At 68.5% G+C, this 24,187-nt stretch carries 23 protein-coding genes and 2 riboswitches; of the genes, 13 read left to right on the top strand and 10 right to left on the bottom strand.

Translation table 11 applies throughout. The annotated features are described in order from the left end of the window. Nucleotides 1-39 precede the first annotated feature (39 nt). A riboswitch (TPP riboswitch) is annotated at nt 40-183 on the top strand. A 66-nt stretch (nt 184-249) separates the two neighbouring features. The 5 genes from AC1DRO_RS18555 (at nt 250) to AC1DRO_RS18575 (ending at nt 6,240) form a co-directional block, all read left to right on the top strand. Further along, entirely contained in the window at nt 250-897 is a 648-nt protein-coding gene (locus AC1DRO_RS18555; protein WP_028275391.1) for an ECF transporter S component, read from the top strand. A gap of 28 nt (nt 898-925) precedes the next feature. Continuing rightward, nucleotides 926-2,575, top strand: coding sequence for an ABC transporter ATP-binding protein (locus AC1DRO_RS18560; RefSeq protein ID WP_476951954.1), 1,650 nt, complete (start codon nt 926-928; stop codon nt 2,573-2,575). Continuing rightward, nucleotides 2,572-3,375, top strand: coding sequence for an energy-coupling factor transporter transmembrane component T family protein (locus AC1DRO_RS18565; RefSeq protein ID WP_476951955.1), 804 nt, complete (start codon nt 2,572-2,574; stop codon nt 3,373-3,375). Before AC1DRO_RS18560 ends, AC1DRO_RS18565 begins: the two co-directional genes overlap by 4 nt. Before the next feature lie 105 nt (nt 3,376-3,480). Next, nucleotides 3,481-5,004, top strand: coding sequence for a UDP-N-acetylglucosamine 1-carboxyvinyltransferase (locus AC1DRO_RS18570; RefSeq protein ID WP_028275394.1), 1,524 nt, complete (start codon nt 3,481-3,483; stop codon nt 5,002-5,004). 51 nt (nt 5,005-5,055) lie between these two features. After that, nucleotides 5,056-6,240, top strand: coding sequence for a glutamate--cysteine ligase 2 (locus AC1DRO_RS18575; protein WP_476951956.1), 1,185 nt, complete (start codon nt 5,056-5,058; stop codon nt 6,238-6,240). A 39-nt stretch (nt 6,241-6,279) separates the two neighbouring features. On the opposite strand, the gene AC1DRO_RS18580 is transcribed toward AC1DRO_RS18575, so the two are convergent. From AC1DRO_RS18580 to AC1DRO_RS18590, 3 genes are read right to left on the bottom strand one after another with little or no spacing between them, the layout of a single operon-like run. After that, nucleotides 6,280-7,488 carry an O-succinylhomoserine sulfhydrylase gene (locus tag AC1DRO_RS18580; RefSeq protein WP_476951957.1) on the bottom strand — a complete coding sequence of 403 codons (1,209 nt, stop codon included), beginning with the start codon at nt 7,486-7,488 and terminating at the stop codon, nt 6,280-6,282. Then, nucleotides 7,489-7,908: a rhodanese-like domain-containing protein gene (locus tag AC1DRO_RS18585; protein ID WP_476951958.1), complete on the bottom strand. Its 420-nt coding sequence runs from the start codon at nt 7,906-7,908 to the stop codon at nt 7,489-7,491. It lies immediately after the preceding gene. Next, on the bottom strand, nt 7,905-8,213 hold the full coding sequence (locus AC1DRO_RS18590) for a DUF1737 domain-containing protein (protein WP_476951959.1): 309 nt from the start codon (nt 8,211-8,213) through the stop codon (nt 7,905-7,907). Before AC1DRO_RS18590 ends, AC1DRO_RS18585 begins: the two co-directional genes overlap by 4 nt. A gap of 12 nt (nt 8,214-8,225) precedes the next feature. Continuing rightward, a riboswitch (SAM riboswitch) is annotated at nt 8,226-8,339 on the bottom strand. A gap of 318 nt (nt 8,340-8,657) precedes the next feature. Between AC1DRO_RS18590 and AC1DRO_RS18595 the strand changes: the two genes are divergently transcribed. Further along, entirely contained in the window at nt 8,658-9,611 is a 954-nt protein-coding gene (locus tag AC1DRO_RS18595) for an ATP-grasp domain-containing protein (RefSeq protein ID WP_476951960.1), read from the top strand. Between the two features lie 6 nt (nt 9,612-9,617). On the opposite strand, the gene AC1DRO_RS18600 is transcribed toward AC1DRO_RS18595, so the two are convergent. Then, nucleotides 9,618-10,586, bottom strand: a complete 969-nt coding sequence (locus AC1DRO_RS18600) for an aminodeoxychorismate lyase (RefSeq protein ID WP_476951961.1) — start codon at nt 10,584-10,586, stop codon at nt 9,618-9,620. Nucleotides 10,587-10,679: 93 nt separating this feature from the next. Here AC1DRO_RS18600 and cls point away from each other — a divergent pair, with 93 nt between their 5' ends. Beyond that, entirely contained in the window at nt 10,680-12,155 is a 1,476-nt protein-coding gene (gene cls, locus AC1DRO_RS18605; protein WP_476951962.1) for a cardiolipin synthase, read from the top strand. A gap of 23 nt (nt 12,156-12,178) precedes the next feature. On the opposite strand, the gene pabB is transcribed toward cls, so the two are convergent. The 4 genes from pabB to AC1DRO_RS18625 all read right to left on the bottom strand — a co-directional run bounded on the left by pabB (nt 12,179) and on the right by AC1DRO_RS18625 (nt 15,973). Beyond that, entirely contained in the window at nt 12,179-14,260 is a 2,082-nt protein-coding gene (gene pabB / locus AC1DRO_RS18610) for an aminodeoxychorismate synthase component I (RefSeq protein ID WP_476951963.1), read from the bottom strand. Beyond that, nucleotides 14,257-14,829, bottom strand: a complete 573-nt coding sequence (locus tag AC1DRO_RS18615) for a low molecular weight protein-tyrosine-phosphatase (protein ID WP_476951964.1) — start codon at nt 14,827-14,829, stop codon at nt 14,257-14,259. Before AC1DRO_RS18615 ends, pabB begins: the two co-directional genes overlap by 4 nt. A gap of 75 nt (nt 14,830-14,904) precedes the next feature. Continuing rightward, the gene (locus tag AC1DRO_RS18620) at nt 14,905-15,444 is read right to left on the bottom strand and encodes an NUDIX hydrolase (RefSeq protein WP_476951965.1); all 540 of its coding nucleotides are present in this window, start codon (nt 15,442-15,444) and stop codon (nt 14,905-14,907) included. 49 nt (nt 15,445-15,493) lie between these two features. Then, the gene (locus tag AC1DRO_RS18625; RefSeq protein WP_476951966.1) at nt 15,494-15,973 is read right to left on the bottom strand and encodes a MarR family winged helix-turn-helix transcriptional regulator; all 480 of its coding nucleotides are present in this window, start codon (nt 15,971-15,973) and stop codon (nt 15,494-15,496) included. 124 nt (nt 15,974-16,097) lie between these two features. Here AC1DRO_RS18625 and AC1DRO_RS18630 point away from each other — a divergent pair, with 124 nt between their 5' ends. The 6 genes from AC1DRO_RS18630 to AC1DRO_RS18655 all read left to right on the top strand — a co-directional run bounded on the left by AC1DRO_RS18630 (nt 16,098) and on the right by AC1DRO_RS18655 (nt 22,790). Next, on the top strand, nt 16,098-17,033 hold the full coding sequence (locus AC1DRO_RS18630; RefSeq protein ID WP_476951967.1) for an SDR family NAD(P)-dependent oxidoreductase: 936 nt from the start codon (nt 16,098-16,100) through the stop codon (nt 17,031-17,033). A 1-nt stretch (nt 17,034) separates the two neighbouring features. After that, nucleotides 17,035-17,928, top strand: a complete 894-nt coding sequence (locus tag AC1DRO_RS18635) for an amidohydrolase family protein (RefSeq protein WP_476951968.1) — start codon at nt 17,035-17,037, stop codon at nt 17,926-17,928. Next, a complete protein-coding gene (locus tag AC1DRO_RS18640) occupies nt 17,921-19,180 on the top strand; it encodes an acyl-CoA dehydrogenase family protein (protein WP_476951969.1) in 1,260 nt (419 codons plus the stop codon). The genes AC1DRO_RS18635 and AC1DRO_RS18640 overlap by 8 nt, the downstream gene beginning before the upstream one ends. Before the next feature lie 79 nt (nt 19,181-19,259). Next, entirely contained in the window at nt 19,260-19,715 is a 456-nt protein-coding gene (locus tag AC1DRO_RS18645; protein ID WP_476951970.1) for a MaoC family dehydratase, read from the top strand. Nucleotides 19,716-19,760: 45 nt separating this feature from the next. Continuing rightward, nucleotides 19,761-21,140 carry an MFS transporter gene (locus AC1DRO_RS18650; RefSeq protein ID WP_476951971.1) on the top strand — a complete coding sequence of 460 codons (1,380 nt, stop codon included), beginning with the start codon at nt 19,761-19,763 and terminating at the stop codon, nt 21,138-21,140. Between the two features lie 42 nt (nt 21,141-21,182). After that, nucleotides 21,183-22,790, top strand: a complete 1,608-nt coding sequence (locus AC1DRO_RS18655; RefSeq protein WP_476951972.1) for an acyl-CoA synthetase — start codon at nt 21,183-21,185, stop codon at nt 22,788-22,790. A 33-nt stretch (nt 22,791-22,823) separates the two neighbouring features. Here the strand turns inward: AC1DRO_RS18655 and AC1DRO_RS18660 are convergent, their stop codons facing one another. Together AC1DRO_RS18660 and AC1DRO_RS18665 are read right to left on the bottom strand one after the other, a co-directional pair. After that, nucleotides 22,824-23,447 (bottom strand): LysE family transporter, encoded by a 624-nt coding sequence (locus AC1DRO_RS18660; RefSeq protein WP_476951973.1) that lies wholly within the window; start codon nt 23,445-23,447, stop codon nt 22,824-22,826. Nucleotides 23,448-23,496: 49 nt separating this feature from the next. Beyond that, on the bottom strand, nt 23,497-24,048 hold the full coding sequence (locus AC1DRO_RS18665; protein ID WP_476951974.1) for a dihydrofolate reductase family protein: 552 nt from the start codon (nt 24,046-24,048) through the stop codon (nt 23,497-23,499). Between the last annotated feature and the right edge of the window lie 139 nt (nt 24,049-24,187).

Consider the following 24,187-nt stretch of genomic DNA (forward strand, 5'->3'; position numbering starts at 1 on the left):
CGTCCGGGTGTAAACTGAGCCAGCCCACAAGGGCGAAAATAATTACGACAGGGGAGCGCCGCCGTCGGGCATCGCCGGAACAATCCGGGGAAACCTTTGGTGGGCGCTGAGAGTGCGGACAGCCGCAGACCCTCGAACCTGATCCGGTTAGTACCGGCGCAAGGGAGTCGAGTTCTCAGGGTGCGCGGAGGGCGGCGGAAGCCGAGACCGGCCGGCGCACCCTCCCCTCCTGTTCCTCAGGAGGACGACATGACAGATATTTCAGCACAGCATGGTTCCGCCAGCCGTTCATCCGCCCGGCGCAACTACAGCTGGCGTGTGGTGGACATTGTGGTGGCCGCGTTGATCGCCGTTGCCGGCGGCGTCATTTTCTGGGCCTGGTCCCAGGGCGCGAACCTGATCTCGACTCCGGTCAACGCGGTCTACCCGCCGTTGAGCGGACTCTACGCCGGCGGCTGGATGATCCCGGCGGTGCTGGGCATGCTCATCATCCGCAAGCCGGGCGCCGCGCTCTTCTGCGAAACCGTCGCGGCCACCGGCGAGCTCATCATGGGTTCGCAGTACGGCACCACGGTGCTGATCTCCGGCATCCTGCAGGGCCTCGGCGCCGAACTGGTCTTCGCGGCCTTCCTCTACAAGAAGTTCAACCTGCCCGTCTCCGTGCTGGCCGGCGCCGGGGCGGGCCTCTTCTGCGGCCTGAACGATTCATTCCTGCCGTGGGGCTGGAACATCGCCTACGAGGCCGGCGACAAGCTCGCCTACATCGTCTTCACGACGATCTCCGGCGCAGTGATTGCCGGCGGACTGGCCTGGCTCGCCACCCGCGGCCTGGCGAAGACTGGAGTGCTGGGCTCCTTTGCCTCCCGCAAGGCCGCCACGGAGCCCGTCTTTTCCTGAGCCCCGTCGCTGAATCCTGCAGAGAATCATGAGATCTTCACCGGGCGTCCGGCCGGCCGCCGTCACGGCCCGCGGCTGGGGCTGGCGGCATGCCGGACGGACCAGGCCCGCGGTCAGCGGCCTTGACCTGGACATCCGGCCGGGGGAGCGCGTGCTCCTGCTGGGGCCCTCCGGCGCCGGCAAGTCGACGCTGCTCCACGCCCTGGCCGGTGTGCTGGGCGACGGCGCGTCCGGCGACCCCGGCGACTCCGGCGACGCCGAGAACACAGACGAGACCGGCAGCCTCCTGATCGACGGTGCCGCGCCACGGGCGCAGCGCGGCCGCGCCGGGCTGGTGCAGCAGGACCCGGAAACGCAGGTGGTGCTCTCCCGCCTCGGTGACGACGTCGCCTTCGGGGCGGAGAACCTCGCCGTCCCGGCGGCGGAGATCTGGCCGCGCGTGCGCGAGGCCCTCGACGACGTCGGGCTGGGACAGCTGCCGCTGGACCACCCGACGGCGGCCCTCTCCGGCGGACAAAAGCAACGGCTGGCGCTCGCCGGGATCCTCGCGATGCGGCCAGGGCTGCTCCTGCTCGACGAGCCGACTGCCAACCTCGACCCCGCGGGCGTCCTGGAGGTCCGGGACGCCGTCGGCCGCTGCCTGGACAAGACGGGCGCCACGCTGGTGGTCGTGGAGCACCGGGTGGGGGTCTGGAAAGACCTGGTGGACAGGATCGTGGTGCTCCAGCCAGGGTCCGCCACGGACTCCGCGGTCTTGATTGACGGACCGCCGGACCGGGTCCTGACCGAGGCGCGGGACATGCTCATCGGTGCGGGCGTCTGGGTGCCGGGCTACGTCCCGGCGACGCGGATGCGGACACCGGCGCGGGGCGCGGGACAGACTCTGCTCACGGCCGACGCGCTCGCGGTGTCCCGCGAACGGCCGCGGCGGGCTGGGCTGCGCGACGGCTTCCGCACCATCGCGCCGCGTCCGGTCCAGTCCGGGGTCTCGGTCCGGGTCCGCGCCGGCGAGGCGCTGACAATCACCGGCCAGAACGGCACGGGGAAGTCCACCCTGGCGCTGACACTGGCCGGTCTCCTGCGGCCCGTCGCGGGAACAGTCTCGGCCACGGCGGAGCTGAGCAATCCCGCCACTGGTCACTCCAGTGGTCGCTCCAGTGGCCGCGCACGCGACGGCGCCGGACCCGATCCCTACCGGTGGAAGGCCCAGCAGCTGATCGCCAGGATCGGAACCGTCTTCCAGGAGCCCGAGCACCAGTTCGTCACCGGCAAGGTCCTCGACGAGCTCATGTTCGGCCCGCACCACCTCGGCTACGGCGAAGACCGCGTGGACGAACTGCTGGAGCGGCTGCGGCTGACCGAGCTTGTGGACGCCAACCCCTACACGCTCTCCGGCGGCGAGAAGCGGCGCCTTTCGGTAGCCACGGTGCTGGCGGCGCACCCCCAGGTGCTGGTCCTGGACGAGCCCACCTTCGGCCAGGATGCCAATACCTGGGCCGAACTCGCCTCGTTCCTCTCCGAGCTCCTCGACGCCGGCACCGCCGTCGTGTCCGTGACGCATGACGCCGAATTCAGCGCCGTCCTCGGTGGCGCCGAACTCCGCCTCCGGCCACGGGAACCCGCAGCCGCGGACGCTCCCGGCCCGGATCTCGAGCTGCGGGAGGGAGCTTCGCCGTGAGGGACGCACTGAGCCTGCGCGGCAACCATGCGCTGCTGACCCGGGCCAACCCGCTCGCCAAGTTCACGGCGGTCACCCTGATCACCCTGGTCCTGGCGCTCTCCATTGACTGGGTGTCGGCGTCGGTGGCGCTGGCGTTCGAACTGCTGCTCCTGCCGCTGGCGGGCCTGACTGTGGCCCTGCTGTGGCAGCGCGGCTGGCCGCTGATCCTCGCGGCGGCGCTGGGCGGCTGGAGCACGGCCATCCTGGCGCCCGATTCCGGACCAGTCCTGCTCGATGCGGGGATCTGGTCCGTCAGCGCCGGTTCCCTGCAGCTGGGGATCGGCTTCATGCTCCGCGGGCTCGCGATCGCATTGCCCGCGGTGCTGCTGATGAGCTGCACCGACCCCACGGACCTGGCCGACGCCCTGGCCCAGAACGCGAAACTGCCGCACCGGTTCGTCCTGGGCACCCTGGCCGCGATGCGGCTCGTCGGAATCATGGCCGAGCAATGGCAGACCATCGGCATGGCCCGGCGGGCCCGCGGCGTGGGCTCGAGCGGCAACCCCTGTCAGCGGTTCCGCGCCACGCTGGGCCAGAGTTTCGGCCTCCTGGTGCAGGCGATCCGGAGCGCCTCGCGGCTCGCGGTGACCATGGAGGCCCGCGGGTTCGGCGGTGCCGCCCGGACCTGGGCCCGGCCCTCCACGTTCAGCGGACTCGATGCCTGGGTGCTGCTGGGCGGGCTCGGCATCGCGGCCGCCGCCGTCGCCGCGGCCCTCGGCGCGGGCACCTGGAACCTCGTCTTCCTCACGCGACAGTAGACCGGCGCCGCCGGTTATCGCATGGCGTGGGTATCCGTGTGAGATTGACGCCATTCCGGCCGGAATTGCCGTGGTTTATAAATCATGCGTGATATTTTCGGGAGCATGACTCAACCGACTGCTGAACATGTAGGCATCCTGCTCCGCGAGGCGCGCGGCGCCAAGGGCTGGACCCAGGGGCAACTCGCCGCCGAGCTGGGCACCAGCCAGAGCGCCATCGCCCGGATGGAACAGGGCAAGCAGAACCTGAGCCTGAAGATGATCCAGCGCCTGGAGGCGATCGTCGGGCACAGCATCGTCAAGGTGGGCCGGCCCCAGATGACCCACCTGCGCGTCGAGGGCGGCCGCACCCTCGCCGGCGCGGTGGACGTCAACAGCAGCAAGAATGCCGGCGTCGCGCTGTTGTGCGCCAGCCTCATCAACCGCGGGACCACCACGCTGCGCCGGCTTGCCCGGATCGAGGAAGTCAACCGGATCGTGGAGGTGCTGACCAGCATCGGCGTCGAGTGCACCTGGCTCAACGCGAACGACCTCCAGATCCGCCGCCCCGCCGTCCTGGACCTGGCCTCCATGGATGTGGAGGCGGCCCGCCGGACCCGCAGCGTCATCATGCTCCTGGGCCCGCTGCTGGACGAGGCCGACACCTACCGGCTGCCCTACGCCGGCGGCTGCGACCTCGGCACCCGCACCGTGCAGCCGCACATGCAGGCACTGCGCCAGTTCGGCCTTAGCGTGGAGGCGAAGTCCGGGTTCTACGCGGTGCAGGCGCCGCCGTCGGACGGTCACGACCGCTCCTTCGTGCTCAGCGAACGCGGCGACACCGTCACCGAGAACGCCATCATGGCCGCAGCCCACCGCCGTGGCACCACCATCATCCGCAATGCCAGCCCGAACTACATGGTGCAGGATCTGTGCTTCTACCTGCAGATGCTCGGCGTGGACATCGCCGGGGTTGGCACCACGACGCTGAAGATCACCGGCCGGCCGTCGATCGACGCTGACATCGAATACTTCCCGTCCGAGGACCCCATCGAGGCGATGAGCCTCATCACCGCCGGCATCGTGACGAACTCGGAAGTCACCATCCGCCGCGTCCCGATCGAGTTCATGGAAATCGAACTCGCCACGCTCGAGCAGATGGGCCAGCGGCTCGAGGTTTCGGGGGAGTACTTTGCCCGCAACGGCCGCACCCGCCTGGTGGATGTCACCACCAAGCCTTCGGAGCTGCGGGCGCCGGAGGACAAGATCCACCCCATGCCCTTCCCCGGGCTGAACATCGACAACCTGCCCTTTTTCGCGGTGATCGCCGCCAACGCCCACGGCCAGACCATGATCCATGACTGGGTCTACGAGAACCGGGCCATCTACCTGACCGAGCTCAACAAGCTGGGCGCCCAGGTCCAGCTGCTCGATCCGCACCGCATTTACGTCAACGGGCCCAGCAAGTGGCGGGCGGCCGAGGTGGGCTGCCCGCCTGCCCTCCGCCCCGCCGCCTGCCTGCTGCTGGCCATGCTGGCGGCCCGTGGCGTCTCGGAGCTGCGGAACATCTATGTCATTGAACGCGGCTATGAGGACCTGGCCGAGCGGCTGAACACCATCGGGGCGAAGATCGAGTATTTCCAAGACTGAGCCCCGCGTTGGTGTGGGGCGTTTCGGCGGATCCTGACGCACAATAGATTCATGCGCACCTTCGGCGTGGAGGAAGAACTGCTGATAGTGGACCCCGAATCGGGGATGCTGCTTGCCCTCGCTGAGCTCATGCTGCCGAGTCTGGTGCCGCCGCAGCAGGAAGCCGCCAGGGTTCTCCCGGCACAGAAACCGGTCCACGAAGGCGCCGACTTCAGCTACGAGCTCAAGCTCGAACAGATCGAGACCCAGACGCATCCGTGCCTGGAATACACGGAACTGCTCCGGCAGCTCAGGCGTGGCCGGTCCCTTGCGGACCAGGCCGCCCGGGCGCACGGCGGGCGCGTCGCGGCCCTGGCCACGTCGCCCCAAGGCTCAGCCACCCACCTGACGCCGAATCCGCGCTATATGACCATGCAGCAGCGCTTCGGGCTCACCGTCCGGAACCAGCTGACCTGCGGCCTCCACGTCCACACCTTTGTGGAGTCCCCGGAGGAAGGCGTGGCGGTAATGGACCGGATCCGCGACAAGCTGGCCGTGCTGATAGCACTCAGCGCGAATTCCCCCTACTGGAACGGGGCTGAGACCGGATTCGAAAGCTACCGCACCCAGGCCTGGAACCGCTGGCCGGGCTCGGGTCCCACGATGATCTTCGGCAGCCTGCCCGTCTACCGCCGCGTGGTCACCCGGCTGGTCGAAAGCGGCGTCCTGATGGACGAGGGGATGGTCTATTTCGACGCCCGGCTGGCCCGTCAGCATCCCACCGTGGAGATCCGGGTCGCGGATGTCTGCTTGCGGGCCGAAGATGCTGCCCTGATTGCCGTGCTGGTGCGCGCCCTCGTGGAGTCCGCCGCGCGGGAATGGAACGAAGGCGTCGATCCCGCCCCGGTGCCCACGCTGCTGCTGCGGATGGCCGCCTGGCAAGCCAGCAATTGCGGACTGCGCGGAGAGCTCCTGGACTTCGGAACCTTCACCCCGGCCCCGGCCGCGGACGTGGTCAGGGCGCTCGTGGACTTCGTGGCCCCGGTGCTTGAGGAACAGGGCGAGCTGGAGCTGGCGCGCGAGGGCGTTGAGCGGATTCTGGCAGAGGGCACCGGTTCGCAGCTGCAGCGCGGCCCGTTCCGGGCCGGCGGCCTGCCCGCCGTCGTCGAGCGGGCCATCGAACTGACCACCCAGGGGCCCGTCACCGAGGGGCCGGCAGACAATCGTTCGGCCCTGGGCCGGTTGCGCCCGGCCTGACCGGGAGCCCGAGGCAGTGCAGGGCAGGGGCGGAAGCCCCTAGACCTGCTTGAGCGCCTGGCCGAGGTCTCGGATCAGGTCCTCGACGTCCTCCAGCCCCACCGAAAGCCGAACCACGCCGTCGCTGAGCCCGATCGCCGCGCGGCCTTCCGGGCCCATCGCGCGGTGCGTGGTGGTGGCCGGGTGCGTGATGAGCGTCTTGGCATCGCCCAGGTTGTTGGAGATGTCGATGATCCGCAGTGCGTCCACGAGTGCGAACGCGGCCTGCTTCGCCGTGCGGCCGGGGGAGGGCTGCAGTTCCAGGGTGAGCACGGTCCCGCCGGCCTTCATCTGCTGCACTGCGAGCGGGTACTGCGGGTGGGACGGCAGCAGCGGGTACTTTACCCAGCCGACCGCAGGCTGTCCCTCGAGCCATTCGGCCAGCCGCAGCGCGGAGGCCGAGGAATGGTTGACGCGCAGGGCCATGGTCTCCAAGCCCTTGGTGAGCACCCAGGCGTTGAACGCCGAAAGCGCCGGACCGGTGTGCCGCATGAGCTGCTTGACGGGCCCGTCGATGAATTCCTTGGTGCCCAGGATGGCCCCGCCCAGGACGCGGCCCTGGCCGTCGATGTGCTTGGTGCCGGAGTAGACCACCACGTCCGCGCCGAGGTCGCCGCAGCGCTGGAGCAGCGGGGTGGCGAAGACGTTGTCTACCACCACCGTGGCGCCGGCCGCGTGCGCCAGTTTGCTCACGGCGGCGATGTCCACGATTTCCTGCATCGGGTTCGACGGCGACTCGAAGAACACCGCCGTGGTCGGCTCGGACAGCGCGGATTGCCACTGCTCCAGGTCCGGGCCGTCCACGAAGACCGTCTCGACTCCCCAGCGCGGCAGGATTTCGTTAAGGATCACGAAGCACGAGCCGAACAGCGAGCGGGCCGCGACCACCCGGTCGCCGGCCGCCAGCAGCGCGCCCAGGGCGGTGAAGACGGCGGACATGCCGGACGCGGTCGCGAAACACGCCTCCGTTCCCTCGAGCAGCCGGAGCCGCTCCTGGAAGGTGGCGACGGAGGGGTTGCCGTAGCGGGAGTAGACGAAGCGCTCGTCCTCCCCGGTGAAGGCGCGCTCGGCGGCGGCCGCGGACTCGTAGACGAATCCTGAGTTGAGGAAGATCGGCTCGGTGGTTTCCTGGAAGCCGGTGCGGTCAAGGCCGCCACGGACAGCCTGGGTGTCGGCCGCCCAGCCGGCGGCGTCGGGATTGAAAGTCACTTAGATCTTTCCGAGGTTGGTGGGCAGGCCGCGGTTCTTCCAGCCATTGACGGTGCGTTCGCCAAAGCGGTCGGTCTCGCCTTCGAAGCCCTCAAGGACGTTGTACGAGGTGTAGCCGGCGGCCGTCGCGGCCGTCGCGGCGGCGATCGACCGGGCACCGGAACGGCAAAGGAACACCAGTTCGACGGCGGTGTCCGCCGGCGCCCGCTGCCTTAGCTGTTCCACGAAGTGCGGGTTCGGCATGCCGCCGGCGAGGTTCCACTGGATGAAGAGCGGATCGCTGCGGCTCTCGCCCGCGGCCGCGGTGTCCGGGATGCCGATGTGGGCCCATTCGCCCTCGGTCCGGACATCCACCAGGATGGCTCCGGCCTCCAGCTTGGCCCACGCCTCCTGCGGGCTGAGGTCTCCGGCGTAGCTCATGCGTGGCCCGCGAAGGCCCCGTCGGCGCCAAATTCGTCGGCGTCGAGCTCATCAACCGCATTGGCCACGGCGGCGTCCGCACTGGCAATCGCGGCCGGCAGGACCAGCGCCTGCGCCACGATCACGGTGCTTCCGTTGAAGCTGGCGGCGGGGCTTCCATGCAGCACGTAGCCCTCGGCCAGGGCGGCTGACACCCGCTCGCAAAAGGCGCGGTCATCCGCGCCGGTGAACAGCCGGTAGGCCAGCCTCTCCTCGCCGGGTGCTGAACCGGGTGTGGCTGTTGTGGGTATTGACGTCTCGGGCACGACGGATCTCCTCTTTCACGCTTGCAGCTCGAATTCTCGAATGCCGAGTATTCACCTGAGGCACCCCGCCGCGAAAGGGAGGGTTGCCGACCGGCCAGTCAGGGCTTGGCACCGGTTCTCATTACTCCCCAAAAACGTAACACCTGCGACGCCGGCCCGCACGGCCGCCGTCGTCATGTTCCGTAACCGGACCGCGGCCCGGGCGAGTAGTGGCGGGCTCCAGTTTCGGGTACAGCCCACTCGTGTCTGCCGGGACGTTTCGCCGTCTACTGGGGGGATTAGGTCCGACGCGTCGGCCGGAGCTGCAGGTGATTCGAGCAATGTGTGAATCGAGCAGTCCCGGAATCGACTCGTCTGTCCATCAACAAGCTGTCTGGGAATCGGTGGCTGGAACGGTCGGAGCCGCAGCCGCGGTCCGGCCGGTGACGGCGGAATGGAGCAATCGTGGGCCCGCGCATACTCGTTACCGGGATTACAAGCGCCGCCGGACGGGCCGTCGCGGCCCAGCTCGAAGCCCGGGGCCTCCCGTACCTCGGCACCGACGCCCGCGCCGACACCCGCCAGGCCGGGGAGGCTCCCGCCGCCGCGGTCAGGCTCCTGCCGGCTACGAACCCGGACATGGTCCTGGACCTGCGCCGGGTGGTGGACCGCGAAGCCATCAACGTCATCATTCCGACCCTCACCGTGGAGCTCCCGCTCCTGGCCGCGGCCCGCGCCGGATTCGCCCAGGACGTGCGGATCATCGTGGCCGACCCAGCCGCGGTGGCCCTCGCCAACGACCACCTGTTCACCACCTGGGCGCTGCAAGCCGCCGGCATCCCGGTGCCCCGGTTCGCGGTTCCGGGCGACCTCGCCGCCGCGCCGGCATCCCTCGCCGGCCTCAGCGGCCCCGTGGTGGTCAAGCCGCGGGTCTTCAAAGGCTCCCATGGTGTCCACCTGCTGGCCGGAACCGACTCCGTTAGCTGGAAGAACATGCCGGCGGGGCAACTGGTCCAGGAATTTATCCCGGGCGCCGACTATGTGTGCCTGGTGTTCGGCACTCCGGCACGCAACGCGATGGCGCCGGTGGCGGTGGTCCTCGAGAAGACCAGGACTCCGTATGGACGCGCCGGCAGCGACGAGGTCAGCCGCAGGGTGCCGGCGAACCAGGCAGGGGATGTGCGCAAGCTGGGCCTGGCCGCCGTCCGCACGCTCGGGCTGGCCGGGCCGGTCCAGGTCCAGATCCGCCGCCGCACCGACGGAACGCCCGTGGTGCTGGGTGTCTGCGCGACCCTGGGGGAGAACAGCACCTGGGCCCCGGAAATGCTCGACGCCGTGCTCGCAACGTTCATGCTCCCGGCGTTCAACCCGGCCTCGTTCCGCCGGTGCCCGGCAGTGCCCGCGGACGCCCTGGGGTGAGCGTTGCTATTCGATGGTCGCGAAGAGGGCGTTGAGTTCGGCAGTGAGCTGGCGCCGGAGTTCCGGGGTGCCGATTTCCTGCCCGTCGATGTGGTTCACCGGGGCCAGGAGCCGGATGCTGGAGATCAGCCAGACCGCGTCGGCGTCCAGCAGGTCCTTCGGCTCCAGCGGGCCGTAGCCCAGCTCCCAGCCGGCGGCCTTGGCAGCGGTGAACAGGGCGCCCTGTGAAGTGCCGGGCAGGATGCCGCTGTCCAGCTGGGGCGTGATGAGCCGCCGGACGGTGCGGACTCCGCCGGCGCCGTCGTCCGAGGTTTCCAGGTGGGCCAGCAGAACGGTCGACGTCGGACCCTCCAGCACCCTGCCGTCCGCGGACGTGAAGATGACGTCGTCGGCGCCCTGCCGGTGGGCGTAGCGCAGTGCCGCCATGTTCACGGCGTAGGAAAGGGTCTTGGCGCCGAGCAGGAGCCACGGGGCGCGCTCGCCAACTTCACTGTCGTAGCCGCGGTCGAGCAGGATGACGTCGATCCCGGTCTCGCGCTGCCGTCGTCCCGCGGCGGCCGGGGCGGAGGCCTGGACCCAGCACGTGGGGGCAGCCGCGCCCTCCGGCCCGCGGGTGACAATCAGCTTCACCACCACCTCGTCCTGCTCCGCGCCGCCCGCTGCAGCCGCGGCGGGGTCCTGCCCGCGGAACTCGCGGATGGCGGTTTCCACCGCCCGCCGCCATGCATCCTCGGCGGGGATGTCCAGCTCCAGAAGCCGGGCCGAGCCCGCCAGCCGGGTCAGGTGCGCCTGGATCTTGCGGGGCCGGCCGCCGACGGCCAGGAGGGATTCGAAAACGCCGTCGCCGCGGGTGGCGCCCAGGTCCGTGGCCATCAGCTGCGGCTGCGACGCGTCGGCAACGCGGCCGCCGTCGAACGCCGGGTCGAGGAAGACCAGAACGGTCGCGGGCGCAGGAACAGGGGCAGGAGTGGTCATGGCTAAAGCTTAGTCTCGGTGGTCGCGGGATAGGATTTGGTCACTGCCCGTTCGGAACTGTTCCGCGTGGCTTGTACGTTGAGGGGTTCGCCTGTGCTGTGGCCATTTCCGCTGGCGGAGACTTTACCGTCCTGGGCGATTCTGATTTTGACGGTGATCGACTTCGCCATCCGGGTGCTGGCACTGGGCATCATCCCCGGAAACCGGCGGCCCACCACCGCGATGGCGTGGCTGCTGGGCATCTTCATCGTGCCGACCATCGGCCTGCTCCTGTTCCTGCTGTTCGGCAACTTCCGGCTCTCCCGCAAGCGCCGCGCGCAGCAGGACGCGGTCAATACCCGAGTGCGCGCCGGGACCTCGGAACTGGCGATGCTGGAAAGCCGCTACGCCGGACCCGAATGGGTGGCTTCCGCCGCGGAACTGAACAAGACGCTGGGCTCGCTGCCGATGGTGGACGGTAACCAAGTGGAGCTGCTGCCCGGCTACCCCGACTCCATCAAGGCGATGGCCGCGGCGGTCCGCGGCGCAAAGTCCTTCGTCAACGCCGAGTTCTACATCATGAGCTCGGACCACGTCACGGACGATCTGCTGACCGCGCTGGAAGAGGCCGCCGAGCGCGGCGTCGAGGTCCGTGTCCTGTTCGATCACCTTGGCACGCTTCGCATCAAGGGCTATCGCAAGCTGATCGCCCGGCTCAAGGCCAGCAAGATCCGCTGGCGGCCCATGCTGCCGCTCAACCCGCTGCAGGGGCAGTGGCGCCGACCGGACCTGCGCAACCACCGCAAGATCATGGTGATCGACGGCGAGATCGCCTTCACCGGATCGCAGAACCTGATCGAGCCCTCCTACAACAACCCCAAGCACCGCAAGATCGGCCGTGAATGGGTCGAGCTGATGGCCTGCCTGCGTGGACCGATCGTCACCACGCTCAACGTCGTCTTCGCCACGGACTGGCTCAGCGAGACCGACGAATCCATTGAGGAACAGCTCTCGCACCGGCCCGAACTGCACGCCGGCAACATCACCGCCCAGGTGGTGCCCAGCGGCCCCGGCTTCATCACCGAAAACAATCTGCGGCTCTTCAACACGCTGATTTACTCGGCTCAGCGCAAGATCTCGATCTGCAGCCCGTACTTCGTCCCGGATGACTCGCTGCTGTATGCGGTGACGACGGCGGCGCAGCGCGGCGTCGACGTCGAACTCTTCGTCTCGGAAAAGGGCGACCAGTTCCTGGTCCACCACGCCCAGCAGTCCTACTATGAGGCGCTGCTTGAAGCCGGGGTGCGGATCTACCTCTACAAGGCCCCCTTCGTGCTGCACGCCAAGCACTTCACGATCGACGACGACGTTGCCGTGCTGGGTTCCAGCAACATGGACATGCGCTCCTTCTCGCTGAACCTGGAGGTCTCCGTGATGCTCCTAGGGGAGGACATCGTGCGGCGGATCAGCGCCGTGGAGGACACCTACCGGGGCATTTCGCGCGAACTTACGCTCGAGGACTGGATGAAACGTCCGATGGGCGTCAAATACGTGGACAACGTCGCGCGGCTGACGGCCACCCTGCAGTAGCCGGGGGCGGCGGGACAGCCGACTCAGCCCGTGGGAAAGCCGGCGCCGAGCGCCGAGAGGACACCGAACGCTTTGGTCCGGATTTCCTCGTACTCCTCCTGCGGGGTCGAGTCGGCGGTGACAGCGCCGCCGACGCCGAGACTCAGTTCCGCGGCACCCTCGCCGGGGGCGCTGACCACGAGGGTCCGGATTGCCACGGCGAGATCGGCGGCCCCGTTCAGGGAGAAGTAGCCGATCGCCCCGGAGTACACGCCGCGCGGCGCGGCCTCCAGCCGGTCCAGGATGGCCATGGTGCTGACCTTCGGGGCGCCGGTCATCGAACCCGCGGGGAAACAGGCCGCGACCGCCTCGGCCCGCGGCATCCCGGGCCGCAGCCGGGCATCGATGGTGCTCACCATCTGGTGCACGGTGGCGTAGCTCTCGATCGCGCACAGCCGGCTGACGGCCACCGAACCCGGGACGGCGAAATGGCTCAAGTCGTTGCGCAACAGGTCCACGATCATGATGTTTTCCGCCCGGTCCTTGGCCGAAGATTCCAGTTCCTCGCGCAGCGCGGCATCCGTGCCTGGGTCTGTGTCCCGGCGGCGCGTGCCCTTGATCGGCTCGGCCCGCATCCTGCCGTCCGCGGCAATCTGCAGGAACCGCTCCGGCGACGTGCTCGCCACGGCGAGCCCGCCGAACCGCAGGAAGCTGGCGAACGGGGCCGGGTTCCGGCGCCGCAGGTCCAGGTAGGCCGGCCACGGATCCACGCCCTGAGGCCCCGCGGGCGAGGCAGCCGTGAGCACCGTGGTCAGGCAGACCTCGTAGGTGTTTCCTTCCGCGATCTCACGCTGGGCCTCGGTGACCTTCGCCTTGTAGCCGGCTTCCGTGTCCCGGGCGGCGAAGCGCGGGGCGGTGGTTTGCGGGGCGGTGGGTTGCGGGGCGCTGACACGCTGGGCCGGGGAGGCGTGCGCGGCCCCGGGCGCCGGCGCGGCCGCGGTGACGGCCGTGCGTGCCGCCTCAAGCCAGTCCCCGGCGTCGGGTGAGTCCAGGGTCAGCAGCCAGGCTGTGCCCTCGGCATGGTCAAGGACCACGGCACGGCCGGCGAAGATCAGGCAGGCGTCCGGGGTGGTGGCGGTGACGTCGTTCCCGCCGGTTTCGCGCTTGAGCTCGTAGCCGAGGTACCCGAGCCAGCCCAGGGTGAACTCGCACGGGTAGGCCTCAGGTGCGCGGAGCGCGCGGCTGCCCCACACGCCGTCGAGCCAGCGGAAGAACGGGCCATCGGTGGTCACGGTGGCCTGGCCCGTGCTGACGCGGGTCCGTCCGGAACTGTGCCGGACGGCCTGGCCGAAGCGGCCGCCGTCGTCCGCCAAAATGCTGAAGCGGCTCCGCTCCGCGGCCTCCGGGGCCAGTCCTGCCGGGTCCAGGGAGGAGTCGAGCCACACGGCGTTGGGTGAACCGCCAAAGAGCGCCGCAAACAGCTGCCCGGCCTCGGGCCGGGCCTCGACCCGTTCCGCCAGCAACTGCAGCCCGCGCCGGGCGGCGAGTTCGGGCAGCAGGGCGGGGGCGACGGCGGGAAGGTACTGAAGGGCTTGCAGGACGTCGTCCGGGGCGGTGCCGTCCGCCAGGTTGAGCACGTGCACATCAGCGCGGGCCGGGACGTCATCGGCCGCCAGCCACTCCGCTTCCTGCGCAGCCCACTGGTCCCAAAACGGTTCGTAGGTGTCGCCGTCCCGGGCCAGCGCCCGGGCCCGGCGGTCCGCGTCGGAGGAGTCCGCCCAGATCACGGCGTCCAGCAGGGGCACTGCGGCCGCCGCGCCGGCACCGACGCCCTCCACCAGGACGATTTCGGCCGGGCGTGTGGTGCGGGCCTCGCCGTCGTAGTGCCGTGCCCAGTCCCAGCTGACCCATTCCGCGTTCTCCCCGCGCCGCAAGGGCGAAAGCACGGTGCTGACGTAGCGTTCGATCCCCGCCGCCAGCCCGTTCCAGCCGGGATAGATGTCCTCGAGGTGGAAGAGCGAGACCTTGTGGTGCTCCCTCAACCGCGCCGCCAGTTCGATGGCCAGGGTGGTCTTGCCGGAGCCGGAGCGCCCGTCGATTGCGATGATGACGGGTGCGGGGCTCATGAAATAGAGCGTACCGGCTGCTGTGCATTGGGTTGATCACTGCCGTGATGTTGCCCGTCCTGCCGCTCAAGCTCGGTGCGTACGTGCTGCACAATCCCCGGAAGGGAGGCCCGGATGAGGTTCCAGGTGGTGTCGAAGTCGGTGTGGCCGCCGTACCACGGGTCCTCGATGCCCTGCTCCAGCGGGTCCTTGTCCGCCACGGCGGGGTCGAAGCTGCGGAGCATGCGGATCTTGGCCAGGGAGTCCCGGTCCGGTGCTGCCTGCCGGAGCCAGCCGTAGTGGTCGACGTCGAGGGCCAGGATCAGATCCCGGCTCGCGAACCATTCGGGCCGCCATTCGCGCGCCACGTGGCGGTCCGAAGCGATGTTCTGCGCCGTGAGTTTGCGCGCTGCCCGGGGATCGATGGGCCGGCCGGCCTCATACGCGGTGGTGCCGGCGGAATCGACCACGGCCCCCGTGAGGCGCTCGGCCCGGAATGCCTCCGCCAGCATAAGTTCCGCCATCGGGGACCGGCAGATGTTTCCGGTGCAGACCGCGATGATCCGGTACTGGCTCGACATTGAGGTCATAGCTAAGCATGAACGATCCCGGGCCTCTTGGCTAGCTGGCCGCCGCGAAACATTACAAAAAATGTCAACTGGCTTTTACTTGTTGTCATGCCCGGGTCCGGGTGCGGCCGGGTCCAGCCCTAGGTGCCGGACCAGCGCGTCCAGGACCGGCAGCTGGCCCTTGACCAGCCTGGACCGGGCTGCGGGCCCGGCGGTCCATTCCGCGCGGTCGATCTCGGGGAAGCTTCCGATTGTGCCGGATCCCCTCGGCCACTCCTGCTCGAAGGTGTTGCTCACGATGCGTTCGGGCTGGAAGTCCGCTTCCGCCGTGAAGACCGTGATGATCTTGCCGGAGGGCTGGCGGAAGTCGCCGAGCCGGTGGTAGTCGGCGGCGGGTGCCGGTGTGCCGATTTCCTCCGCGAACTCGCGGTGCGCGGCCGCCAGGGGGTCCTCCTCGGCGAGGTATTCCCCCTTGGGGATGGACCAGCCGCGGGCGTCCTTGCGGGCCCAGAACGGTCCGCCCATGTGGGCTATCCAGACCTCAAGCTGCGGTGTGCTGCCGGATGGCGGCGCCCCGCCGGGCGGGGATGCACTCCTTAGCCGGTACAGCAGAAGGCCGGCGCTGCGAACGGTCATGGCTCCCTCCTGCCCCAAGGGTATTCCCTCATTGCTTGAGCGGCCGCGATCAGGCCGCCGGCCCCCATAGCGCCTTGCGGAGCAATCCCTTGAGTGTCGCGATCTCCGGGGCACTGAGGCCGGCCAGGGCGTGAGATTCCGCGTCCCGCGCCGCGGCCTCGGCCCGCCGGAAGAGGGCTTCCCCCTCCGGCGTCGAGGAAACAATCTTGGCGCGCCGGTCCAGCTTCCCGGGCGCCCGGATCACCAGCCCGCGCTTCTCCAGCTCGTCGATCAGGGCCACAATCTGGCTCGGGTCCAGGCTGAGGAACTCGGCCATCTCCCGCTGGGTTGGTTCCAGCCCGCTGTTGGCCAGGGCGAGCACCGAATAGGAGCGCTCCTTGAGATCGAACGCGGCCAGGGCGCGGTTGTTCAGGACCGACCCGCCGGCATGCAGCTTGGCCAGCAGGAAGCCCGCGTCCAGGCTGATGGTTGCCGCCGTGAGCTTCTCCGCCGGCTCGGTGCCCGGCCCGTCGTCAACTTCGGTCGCCATGCCCAACTCCAATAGTCCAAAAAATAAATCGTTGACTTTTTCAACTATCCATATTTTCATGGATACAGAACAGCATCCCACGCCGCGGGGCCGGATGCACAAGGCAGCTAGCAAAGGAGCGGCAATGAGCCTGTCAGGAAAAGTAGCAATCGTCACCGGAAGCGGACGGGGCCTCGGCCTGGCCTACGCCCGGGAACTGGCCCGCCAGGGCGCCGCCGTCGTCGTCAACGATGTGGACGCCGAGGTCGCCGCCGACGCTGTCCGGACGATTCAGTCCGACGGCGGCCGCGCAGCCGCCGTCGTCGCCCCGGTGGGCAGCTCCGACGTCGCCAAGAAGCTCGTGCAGGCAGCCGTCACCGAGTTCGGCAGGCTGGACATCCTGGTCACCAACGCCGGCATCCTGCGGGACAAGAGCCTGCAGAAGATGACGGACGAGGACTTCGACGCCGTGATCAACGTCCACCTGCGCGGCACCTTCACCTGCGCCCGGGAGGCCTTCGGCTACTTCAAGGAGCACGGCATTCCCGGCCGCATCATCACCATCGGCTCCCCGACAGGCCAGCGCGGCAACTTCGGCCAGACCAACTACGCCGCCGCGAAAGCCGGAATCGTGGGCATGGTGCGCACCTGGGCGCTGGAAATGAAGAAAGCCGGCGTCACCGCCAACGCCGTCATTCCCGTGGCCGCCACCGCCATGACCAAGACCGTCCCGTACTTCCAGAAGGCCGTCGAGGCCGACGAGCGCGGCGAGACGATGCCGGCCTTCTTCCGCCACGACCTCGGGTTTGGCACGGCCGGCGACGTCGCCGGGCTGGTGGCCTTCCTGGCCTCCGACGCTGCCGCCGGCGTCACCGGCCAGGCAATCGGAGCGGGCGGTGACCGGCTGCAACTCTGGACCCACCCCGACGCCGCCGCCACCGAATACCGCGAGGGCGGCTGGGGCTACCAGGATCTCGTGGACAACTTCGGCGCGCTCTTCGGGGACAAGCTGCAAAGCGTGGGCGAGGACTTCCTGCCGCTGCCGGCGGAACTGCAGCCCGAACCGGCCGAGGTCCGCTGAGATGGCTGCCCGGCGCTACGAACCCGGCATCGACGCCGCCTCACTCGATGCGATCGACATGCACGTCCACCTCGAAGTGGACGGCCACGGCCACGAGTCCCTGCCGGCGGCCCTGACCGAGGCCTCCGCCAAGTACTTCAAGGCCGAGGACCGCAGCCCTTCGCTGGACCGGATCGCCGAGATCTACCGCGAACTGAACATGGCCGCCGTCGTCTTCACCGTCGACGCCCGGACCCAGCTCAAGCACGAGCCCAACAGCATCCCGGACCTCATTGCCGGGGCGGCGCGGAACAACGACGTCCTGATCCCCTTCGGGAGCGTGGACCCCCGCACCGGCGCCGAGGCGATCCAGGGCGCCAAGCACCAGGCAATCGACCTCGGCGCGCGCGGGTTCAAGTTCCACCCGAGCCTGCAGGGCTTCGACCCCTCCAACGAGCAGTTCTACCCGCTCTGGGAAACCCTGCAGGAACTGGGCCTGCCGGCCATCTTCCACACGGGACAGAACGGCATGGGCGCCGGGCTCCCGGGCGGATACGGCATCAAACTGGCCTACTCCAACCCGCTCCTGCTCGACGCCGTGGCCGCGGACTTCCCGGAGCTGCAAATCATCATGGCCCACCCCTCGGTGCCGTGGCAGGACGAGGCCAACTCGATCGCCACGCACAAGGCCAACGTGTTCATCGACCTCTCCGGCTGGTCCCCGAAGTACTTCCCGGAGTCCCTGGTCCGGATGGCCAACTCGGTCCTGCAGGACAAGGTCCTGTTCGGCACCGACTTCCCGCTCATCACCCCGCAGAAATGGCTGGGCGCCTTCGCGGACCTGCCGCTGAAGGACGAGGTCCGGCCCAAGATCCTCAAGCACAACGCCGTCCGCCTGCTCGGGCTCGGTGGCTGAGGTGCCCGTCGAAACCGCGCCCCAGACAACAGCCCAGGAGCGCCTCTACAGCGTCTGCGACTACTACGACGCCGAGTCCCTCCTCACCGGCGGGGAGCGGAAAGTGCTGGGGCGGCTGCGGGAGTTCCTGGACACCCAGGCCCGCCCGCTCCTGGCCGACTACTGGGAGCGCGGCGAGTTCCCGGACCAGCTCACCCGGCCGCTGATCGATCTGGACCTCATGGAACCGGCGGAACTGACCGGCGTCCCGGGTGCGGGTCAGACACCGGCCCGGGGCATCTACCAGGGCTTCCGGATCTTCGAACTCGCCCGCACGGACGCCTCACTGGCCACCTGGTACACGGCCCAGGCCGGGCTGTTCCGGACCGCCATCCGGGTCGGCGCCTCCGCGGAACAGCAGGCCGACTGGATGCCCAGGGTCATCGACTTCTCGCTCAAGGGCGTCTTCTCGCTGACCGAGCCGGAATCCGGCTCCGACATCGCCGGCGGACTCGCGACGACGGCCCGCAGGGAAAAGGGGCGTGAGGCTGGCCCGGACGGCGAAAACTGGGTCCTGGACGGCGCCAAGCGCTGGATCGGCGGCGCGGCAACGGCCGACGTCCTGGCCGTCTTCGCCCGCGACGTCGCCGACGGCCAGGTCAAGGCTTTCCTCGTGGACCGCGAGGCGGACGGCGTGACCCTGGAGAAGATCCACGGCAAGACCGCGCTGCGGATGATGCAGAACGCCCACATCACCCTCGACGGCGTCCGCGTCCCCGAGGCCAGGCGGCTCCACAACGTGAACTCGTTCCGGGACGTGGCGGCGATGCTGCGGGCCATGCGCTCGGACGTCGCGTGGATCGCAGCCGGCATCGCGGCCGGAGCTTTCGAAGCCGCCCTGCGCTACGTCTCCGGGCGCCGGCAGTTCGGCCGCCCGCTCGCGTCCTTCCAGCTCGTCCAGGAAAAGCTCGCCCGGATGCTCGGCAACGTCACCTCGGCGCTGTCCCTGGTGGTCCGGCTGACTGAACAGCAGGAGAAAGGCATCTACCGGGACCAGGACTCGGCCCTGGCCAAGATGCAGACCTCCCTGCTGATGCGCGAGACCGTGGCGCTGGCCCGCGAAGTGGTGGGCGGCAACGGCATCACGCTCGCGGCCGACGTCGCACGGTTCCATGCCGATGCCGAAGCCGTCTACTCCTACGAGGGGACCCACGAGATCAACGCCCTGATCGTCGGCCGGGCCCTCACCGGCCACAGCGCCTTCACCCACTGACGCTCTATACCCGCTGACGCTCTTTACCCGCTGACGGCGTTCCGCGTACAACCAAACCCAACCGCTCCAGGAGCCAAAGATGCCCAACCTCGTCGTCGACTTCGACAAACTCCTCACCCTCGCCGGCACCGACCTCGGCGCCACCGACTACCGCGAAATCACCCAGGAACAGATCAACAAGTTCGCCGACGCCACGGGCGACGACCAGTGGATCCACGTGGACCCGGAACGCGCCAAGGACGGCCCCTTCGGCGCCCCGATCGCCCACGGCTTCCTCACGCTCTCGCTCATCATCCCGTTCTGGGGCGAGCTGTTCGACGTCGACGGCGTCACCACCAAGATCAACTACGGCCTCGACAAGGTCCGCTTCACCTCCCCCGTCAAGGTGGGTTCACGCATCCGCATGCGGGCCAGCATCGCGGAAGTCACCGAGGTCAAGGGGGGCGCCCAGATCAAGGTCGCCAACACGATCGAGATCGAAGGCCAGGAACGCCCGGCCGTCGTGGCCGAGTTCCTCGCCCGCTTCTACAAATAATCCGCCACACCCCTTCACCATCCCCCTCTGCCATAAGGAACAACGATGTCCCAAATTTCGCAGTTGCAGGCCATGGACGCGGGTACGCGTCGCCGTGAAGCACGGACCGTCATCGCCTCCAGCTATCTCGGCAGCACCATCGAGTACTACGACTTCCTGCTCTACGCCACGGCCGCCGCGGTGGTCTTTCCCAAGGTGTTCTTCTCCGGCGCGGACGAATGGGTGGGGGTGGTGGCCGCGTACGGGACGTTCGCCGCCGGCTACGTGGCGCGGCCCCTCGGCGGCATCATCTTCGGCCACTTCGGCGACCGGCTGGGACGCAAGAACATGCTGATTGTCTCGATGCTGGTCATGGGCATCGCCTCCACCCTGATCGGACTGGTGCCCGGGGCCGCGGTGGCCGGAGCCTGGGGTGCCGTGATGCTCGTGTTCCTTCGGGTCTGCCAGGGCATTGCCGTCGGAGGGGAGTGGGGCGGCGCCGCCCTCATGGCGCTGGAACACTCGGAATCGGGCAAACGCGGCTTCGCGGCCTCGTTCGTCAACGCCGGCGCCCCCACCGGCGCGGTGCTGGGCACCCTGGTCATGGGCGCGTTCGCGGCCCTGCCCAACGAGCAGTTCCTGGCCTGGGGCTGGCGCGTGCCCTTCCTGCTGTCCTTCGTCCTGCTGGGCATCGGCATGTTCGTCCGGCTCAAGGTCTCCGAAAGCCCCATCTTCAAGGCGGCACTGGAACAAGAGAAAGCCGAACGGGAACAAGCCGAACGGGACAACACCCAGCCGACGGTGCCGGGCAGCGCGTCGGCGCGCCGGGAGATTCCGCTCCTGCAGGTCCTGCGCCGGCCCAAGACCCTGATCTTCACCATGCTGGCCGGCGCGGCCGGGTTTGCCCTCCAGGTGGTGCTGGCCACGTTCTCCGTGACCTACGCCGTGTCCAAGGGCGCGGACCGGCAGGGCGTGCTCTACGCCTTCGCGGCCGCCTCCTTCGTGTCCATCGCCTTCGTGATCATGGGCGGCCGGCTCTCCGACAAGCTGGGCCGGCGGCCCGTCATGGTCGGCGGCCTGGTGCTCTTCATCCTTTACCTCACACCGATGTTCCAGCTCCTGTCCTCCAACAACATTGGGCTGATCTTCGTGGCCTTCGCCGTGGGCCTCATGATCCATTCCACCCTGTTCGGCCCGCTCGCAGCGTTCGTGTCCGAGCAGTTCGGCACCACCTCGCGCTACACCGGCGCCTCGCTGGGCTACCAGCTCGCCACGCTCCTCGGCGCGGGATTCACGCCGGGCATCGTGGCGCAGATCTTCAAGGACTCCGGACAGGACACCGCCGCCGTGGTCTGGTACCTGGCCATCATGTCGGTCGTGTCGATCGTCTTCATCCTGCTGACTCGAGAGCCCAAGAACAACGATCTGCAGGCTGTCCGGTCCTAACCCGGCCCGCTGGCGCTACCGTCTAACTAGAAAGGATTTTCCGTGGAGAATTTTGGCATCGGCTCGTGGCTGCAACGGCGCCGCCCGAAGTCGGGCACCAAGACCGCAATCATCGCCGGGGAACGCAGTCTCAGCTACATCGAGCTCGCGGACCGTTCCGCCCGGCTCGCGAACGCCTTCCGGGACCGCGGCGTAGTCAAGGGCGACAGGGTGGCCTACCTGGGCGAAAACGATCCCTCCTTCCTGGAGACCCTCTTTGCCGCCGGCCTGGCCGGGGCGGTCTTCGTCCCGCTGAACACCCGGCTTGCCCCGCCCGAGATCCAGTTCCAGCTCCGGGACAGCGGCGCTGTCCTGCTGGTCCACTCGGCGGCGCTCGCGGTGCTTGCGGAACGCGGCTCGGCGGAGACCGCTGTGGGTTCGCGGATCGTCGTCGACGAGTCGACGGTGCCAGCCAAAACAGTTCCCGATTCAACGCTGCCCGATTCGACGGTTCCCGACGGCGGTGCTGGCCGGGGAACCGCCGTGGAGGCGTATGAGGCCGTCATTGAGTCCGGTGCGGCGCTGGCGCCGGACGAGCCCGTGGGCCTGGACGACGCCGCCATGATCCTCTACACCTCCGGAACCACCGGAAACCCCAAAGGCGCGCTCCTGACCCACGGCAACATCACGTGGAACTGCGTCAACGTTCTGGTCGATTTCGACTTTGCCTCCACCGACGTGGCCCTCATGATCTCCCCGATGTTCCACGTCGCCTCCCTGGACATGGGCGTCCTGCCCACGCTCCTCAAAGGCGGCACCGTGATATTGGAGGCCAAGTTCGATCCCCGCCGGACGCTCGAGCTGGTCCAGCAGCACCACGCAACCACCATCAGCGGGGTGCCCACGACGTACCAGATGCTGTGCGAGCACCCGGACTGGGACGCCACGGACCTCAGCTCGTTGAACAAACTGACCTGCGGCGGGTCCGCGGTGCCGATGCGGGTCCTGGAAGCCTACGAGCGGAGGGGGTTGCGCTTCTCCAACGGCTACGGCATGACCGAGACGGCCCCGGGCGCCACCACGCTGCCGGCGGCGAGGTCCCGGGACAAGGCCGGGTCCTCCGGACTGCCGCATTTCTTCACCGATGTCCGGGTGGCCGATCCCCTCGACCCGGCGTCCGGGCCCGCTGCGCCCGGAACGGTGGGGGAGATCCAGATCAAGGGTCCCAACGTCATCCACCAGTACTGGAACCGGCCCGAGGCCTCGTCGGACTCCTACACAGGGGACGGCTGGTTCAAGTCCGGCGACATGGGCTACAAGGATCCGGACGGTTTCGTGTTCATCTCCGACCGGCTCAAGGACATGATCATTTCCGGCGGTGAGAACATATATCCCGCCGAGGTGGAGCAGGCGATCGCCGAGCTCGACGCCGTCGGAAGCGTCGCGGTGATCGGGGTGCCGGACGAGAAATGGGGCGAGGTGCCGCGGGCCGTGGTGCTGCTGCGGGAGGGCGCCCGGCTCACGGAAGAGCAGCTGCGCTCCCACCTGGAGGGCCGGCTGGCGAGGTACAAGATCCCCAAGTCCGTCGTCTTCGTGGACGAGATGCCCCGGACGGCGAGCGGCAAGATCCGGAAAGCGGACCTTCGGAAACTGGCGCCCGGCCACGTCTGACAGGGGAGCGGGGACGGCGGCCGCCCCCGGGGGCTAGTGGATTGCGGCCAGCAGGACGCCGACGCCGACGAAGAGCCCGCCGAAGGTCCGGTTCAGGACCTTCTGTCCGCGGGCGTCGCGGGTGAAGCGGTGGAAGGACCGGGCAGCAGCCGCGAAGAAAAACCACATGACCAGGACGTCGATCACAATCACGGTGGCGGCCAGGACCACGTACTGCGGCAGCAGCGGCTGCTCCGGCCGGATGAACTGCGGCATGAAGGCCAGGAAGAAGACCACGGCTTTGGGGTTGAGCAGATTGACCCAGAGGCCACGGCGGAACATGGACAGGCCCGGCTCGTTGTGCAGGGCCGCGGCCTTCTCCTGATCCAGGTCCGGCTTGTGCAGGAACTGCCGGATGCCCAGGTAGACCAGGTAGGCGGCGCCGGCGTAGCGGATCACGTTGAAGGCAACCGGTGAGCTCGCCACGAGCACCCCGACGCCGAGGGCCACGATCAGGATGTGCACCACGAGGGCGGCCTGCTGGCCCAGGATGCCCCAAAGGGACCGACGGAATCCCGAGTTCAGGGAGTTGCTCATGGTGTTGATGGCGCCCGCGCCGGGAGTGAAGCTGATCAGGACGCCGGCGCCGGCCAGGGCCAGCCAAAGGGAGGGTTGCACCAGGTAAGTTTACGGTCCCGGCCGTGGCGGGTCCGATTGATGACGGGAGTCAGTCGCGGCGGAGGCCGTAGCTGAGAATCATGTTGCCTTTGCTGGTCTGCTGGGACGACTGCAGCTCCAGCCGGGTGAGGGCATCGCCGTCGTTGAACAGCCGCCGCCCGCTGCCGGCGATCACGGGATGGACGATCAGCATCAAGGTGTCGAGCAGCCCGGCGAACAGTAACTGGTGGACCAGCGAAATGCTGCTGAAGATCCCGATTTCGCCGCCGTCGCTGTTCTTCAGGGCCGCGACGAAGTCTTCCAGCGGCCCCTCGATCAGGCGTGAATTTTGCCATTCCAGCCCGCCTGTCAGGGTCCGGGACGCGACAAATTTCGGCAGCGGATTGATGAATCCGGCAAAGTCCGCGTCGCTTTCGGCGTTGGGCCAGTATTCTGCCCATTGCTGATAGCCCACGCGGCCGAGGAGCGCAGTGTCGATCCGGCCCATCATCTCGCCCATCCCGGCACCGAGCTCTTGGTCGAAGCTGTCGAATTGCCACTTGAACGGGTCTTCAACCACGCCGTCCACAGAGCAGAAAAGGCCGGCCGTCAATTTGCGCATGGGTTTCTCCTTGCCGTGGGTCTCCAGTGCAGATATCTAATGCACCCTATCCGCAGACCCGGAAGCAGGGAATGGCTGCAGGCAACTCGACGGCGAACGCCCCGGAGGCCAGCCGAGCCGCCAGCATCGCGGGCCTTGG

The organism is Arthrobacter sp. P4_F11, from assembly GCF_056401395.1.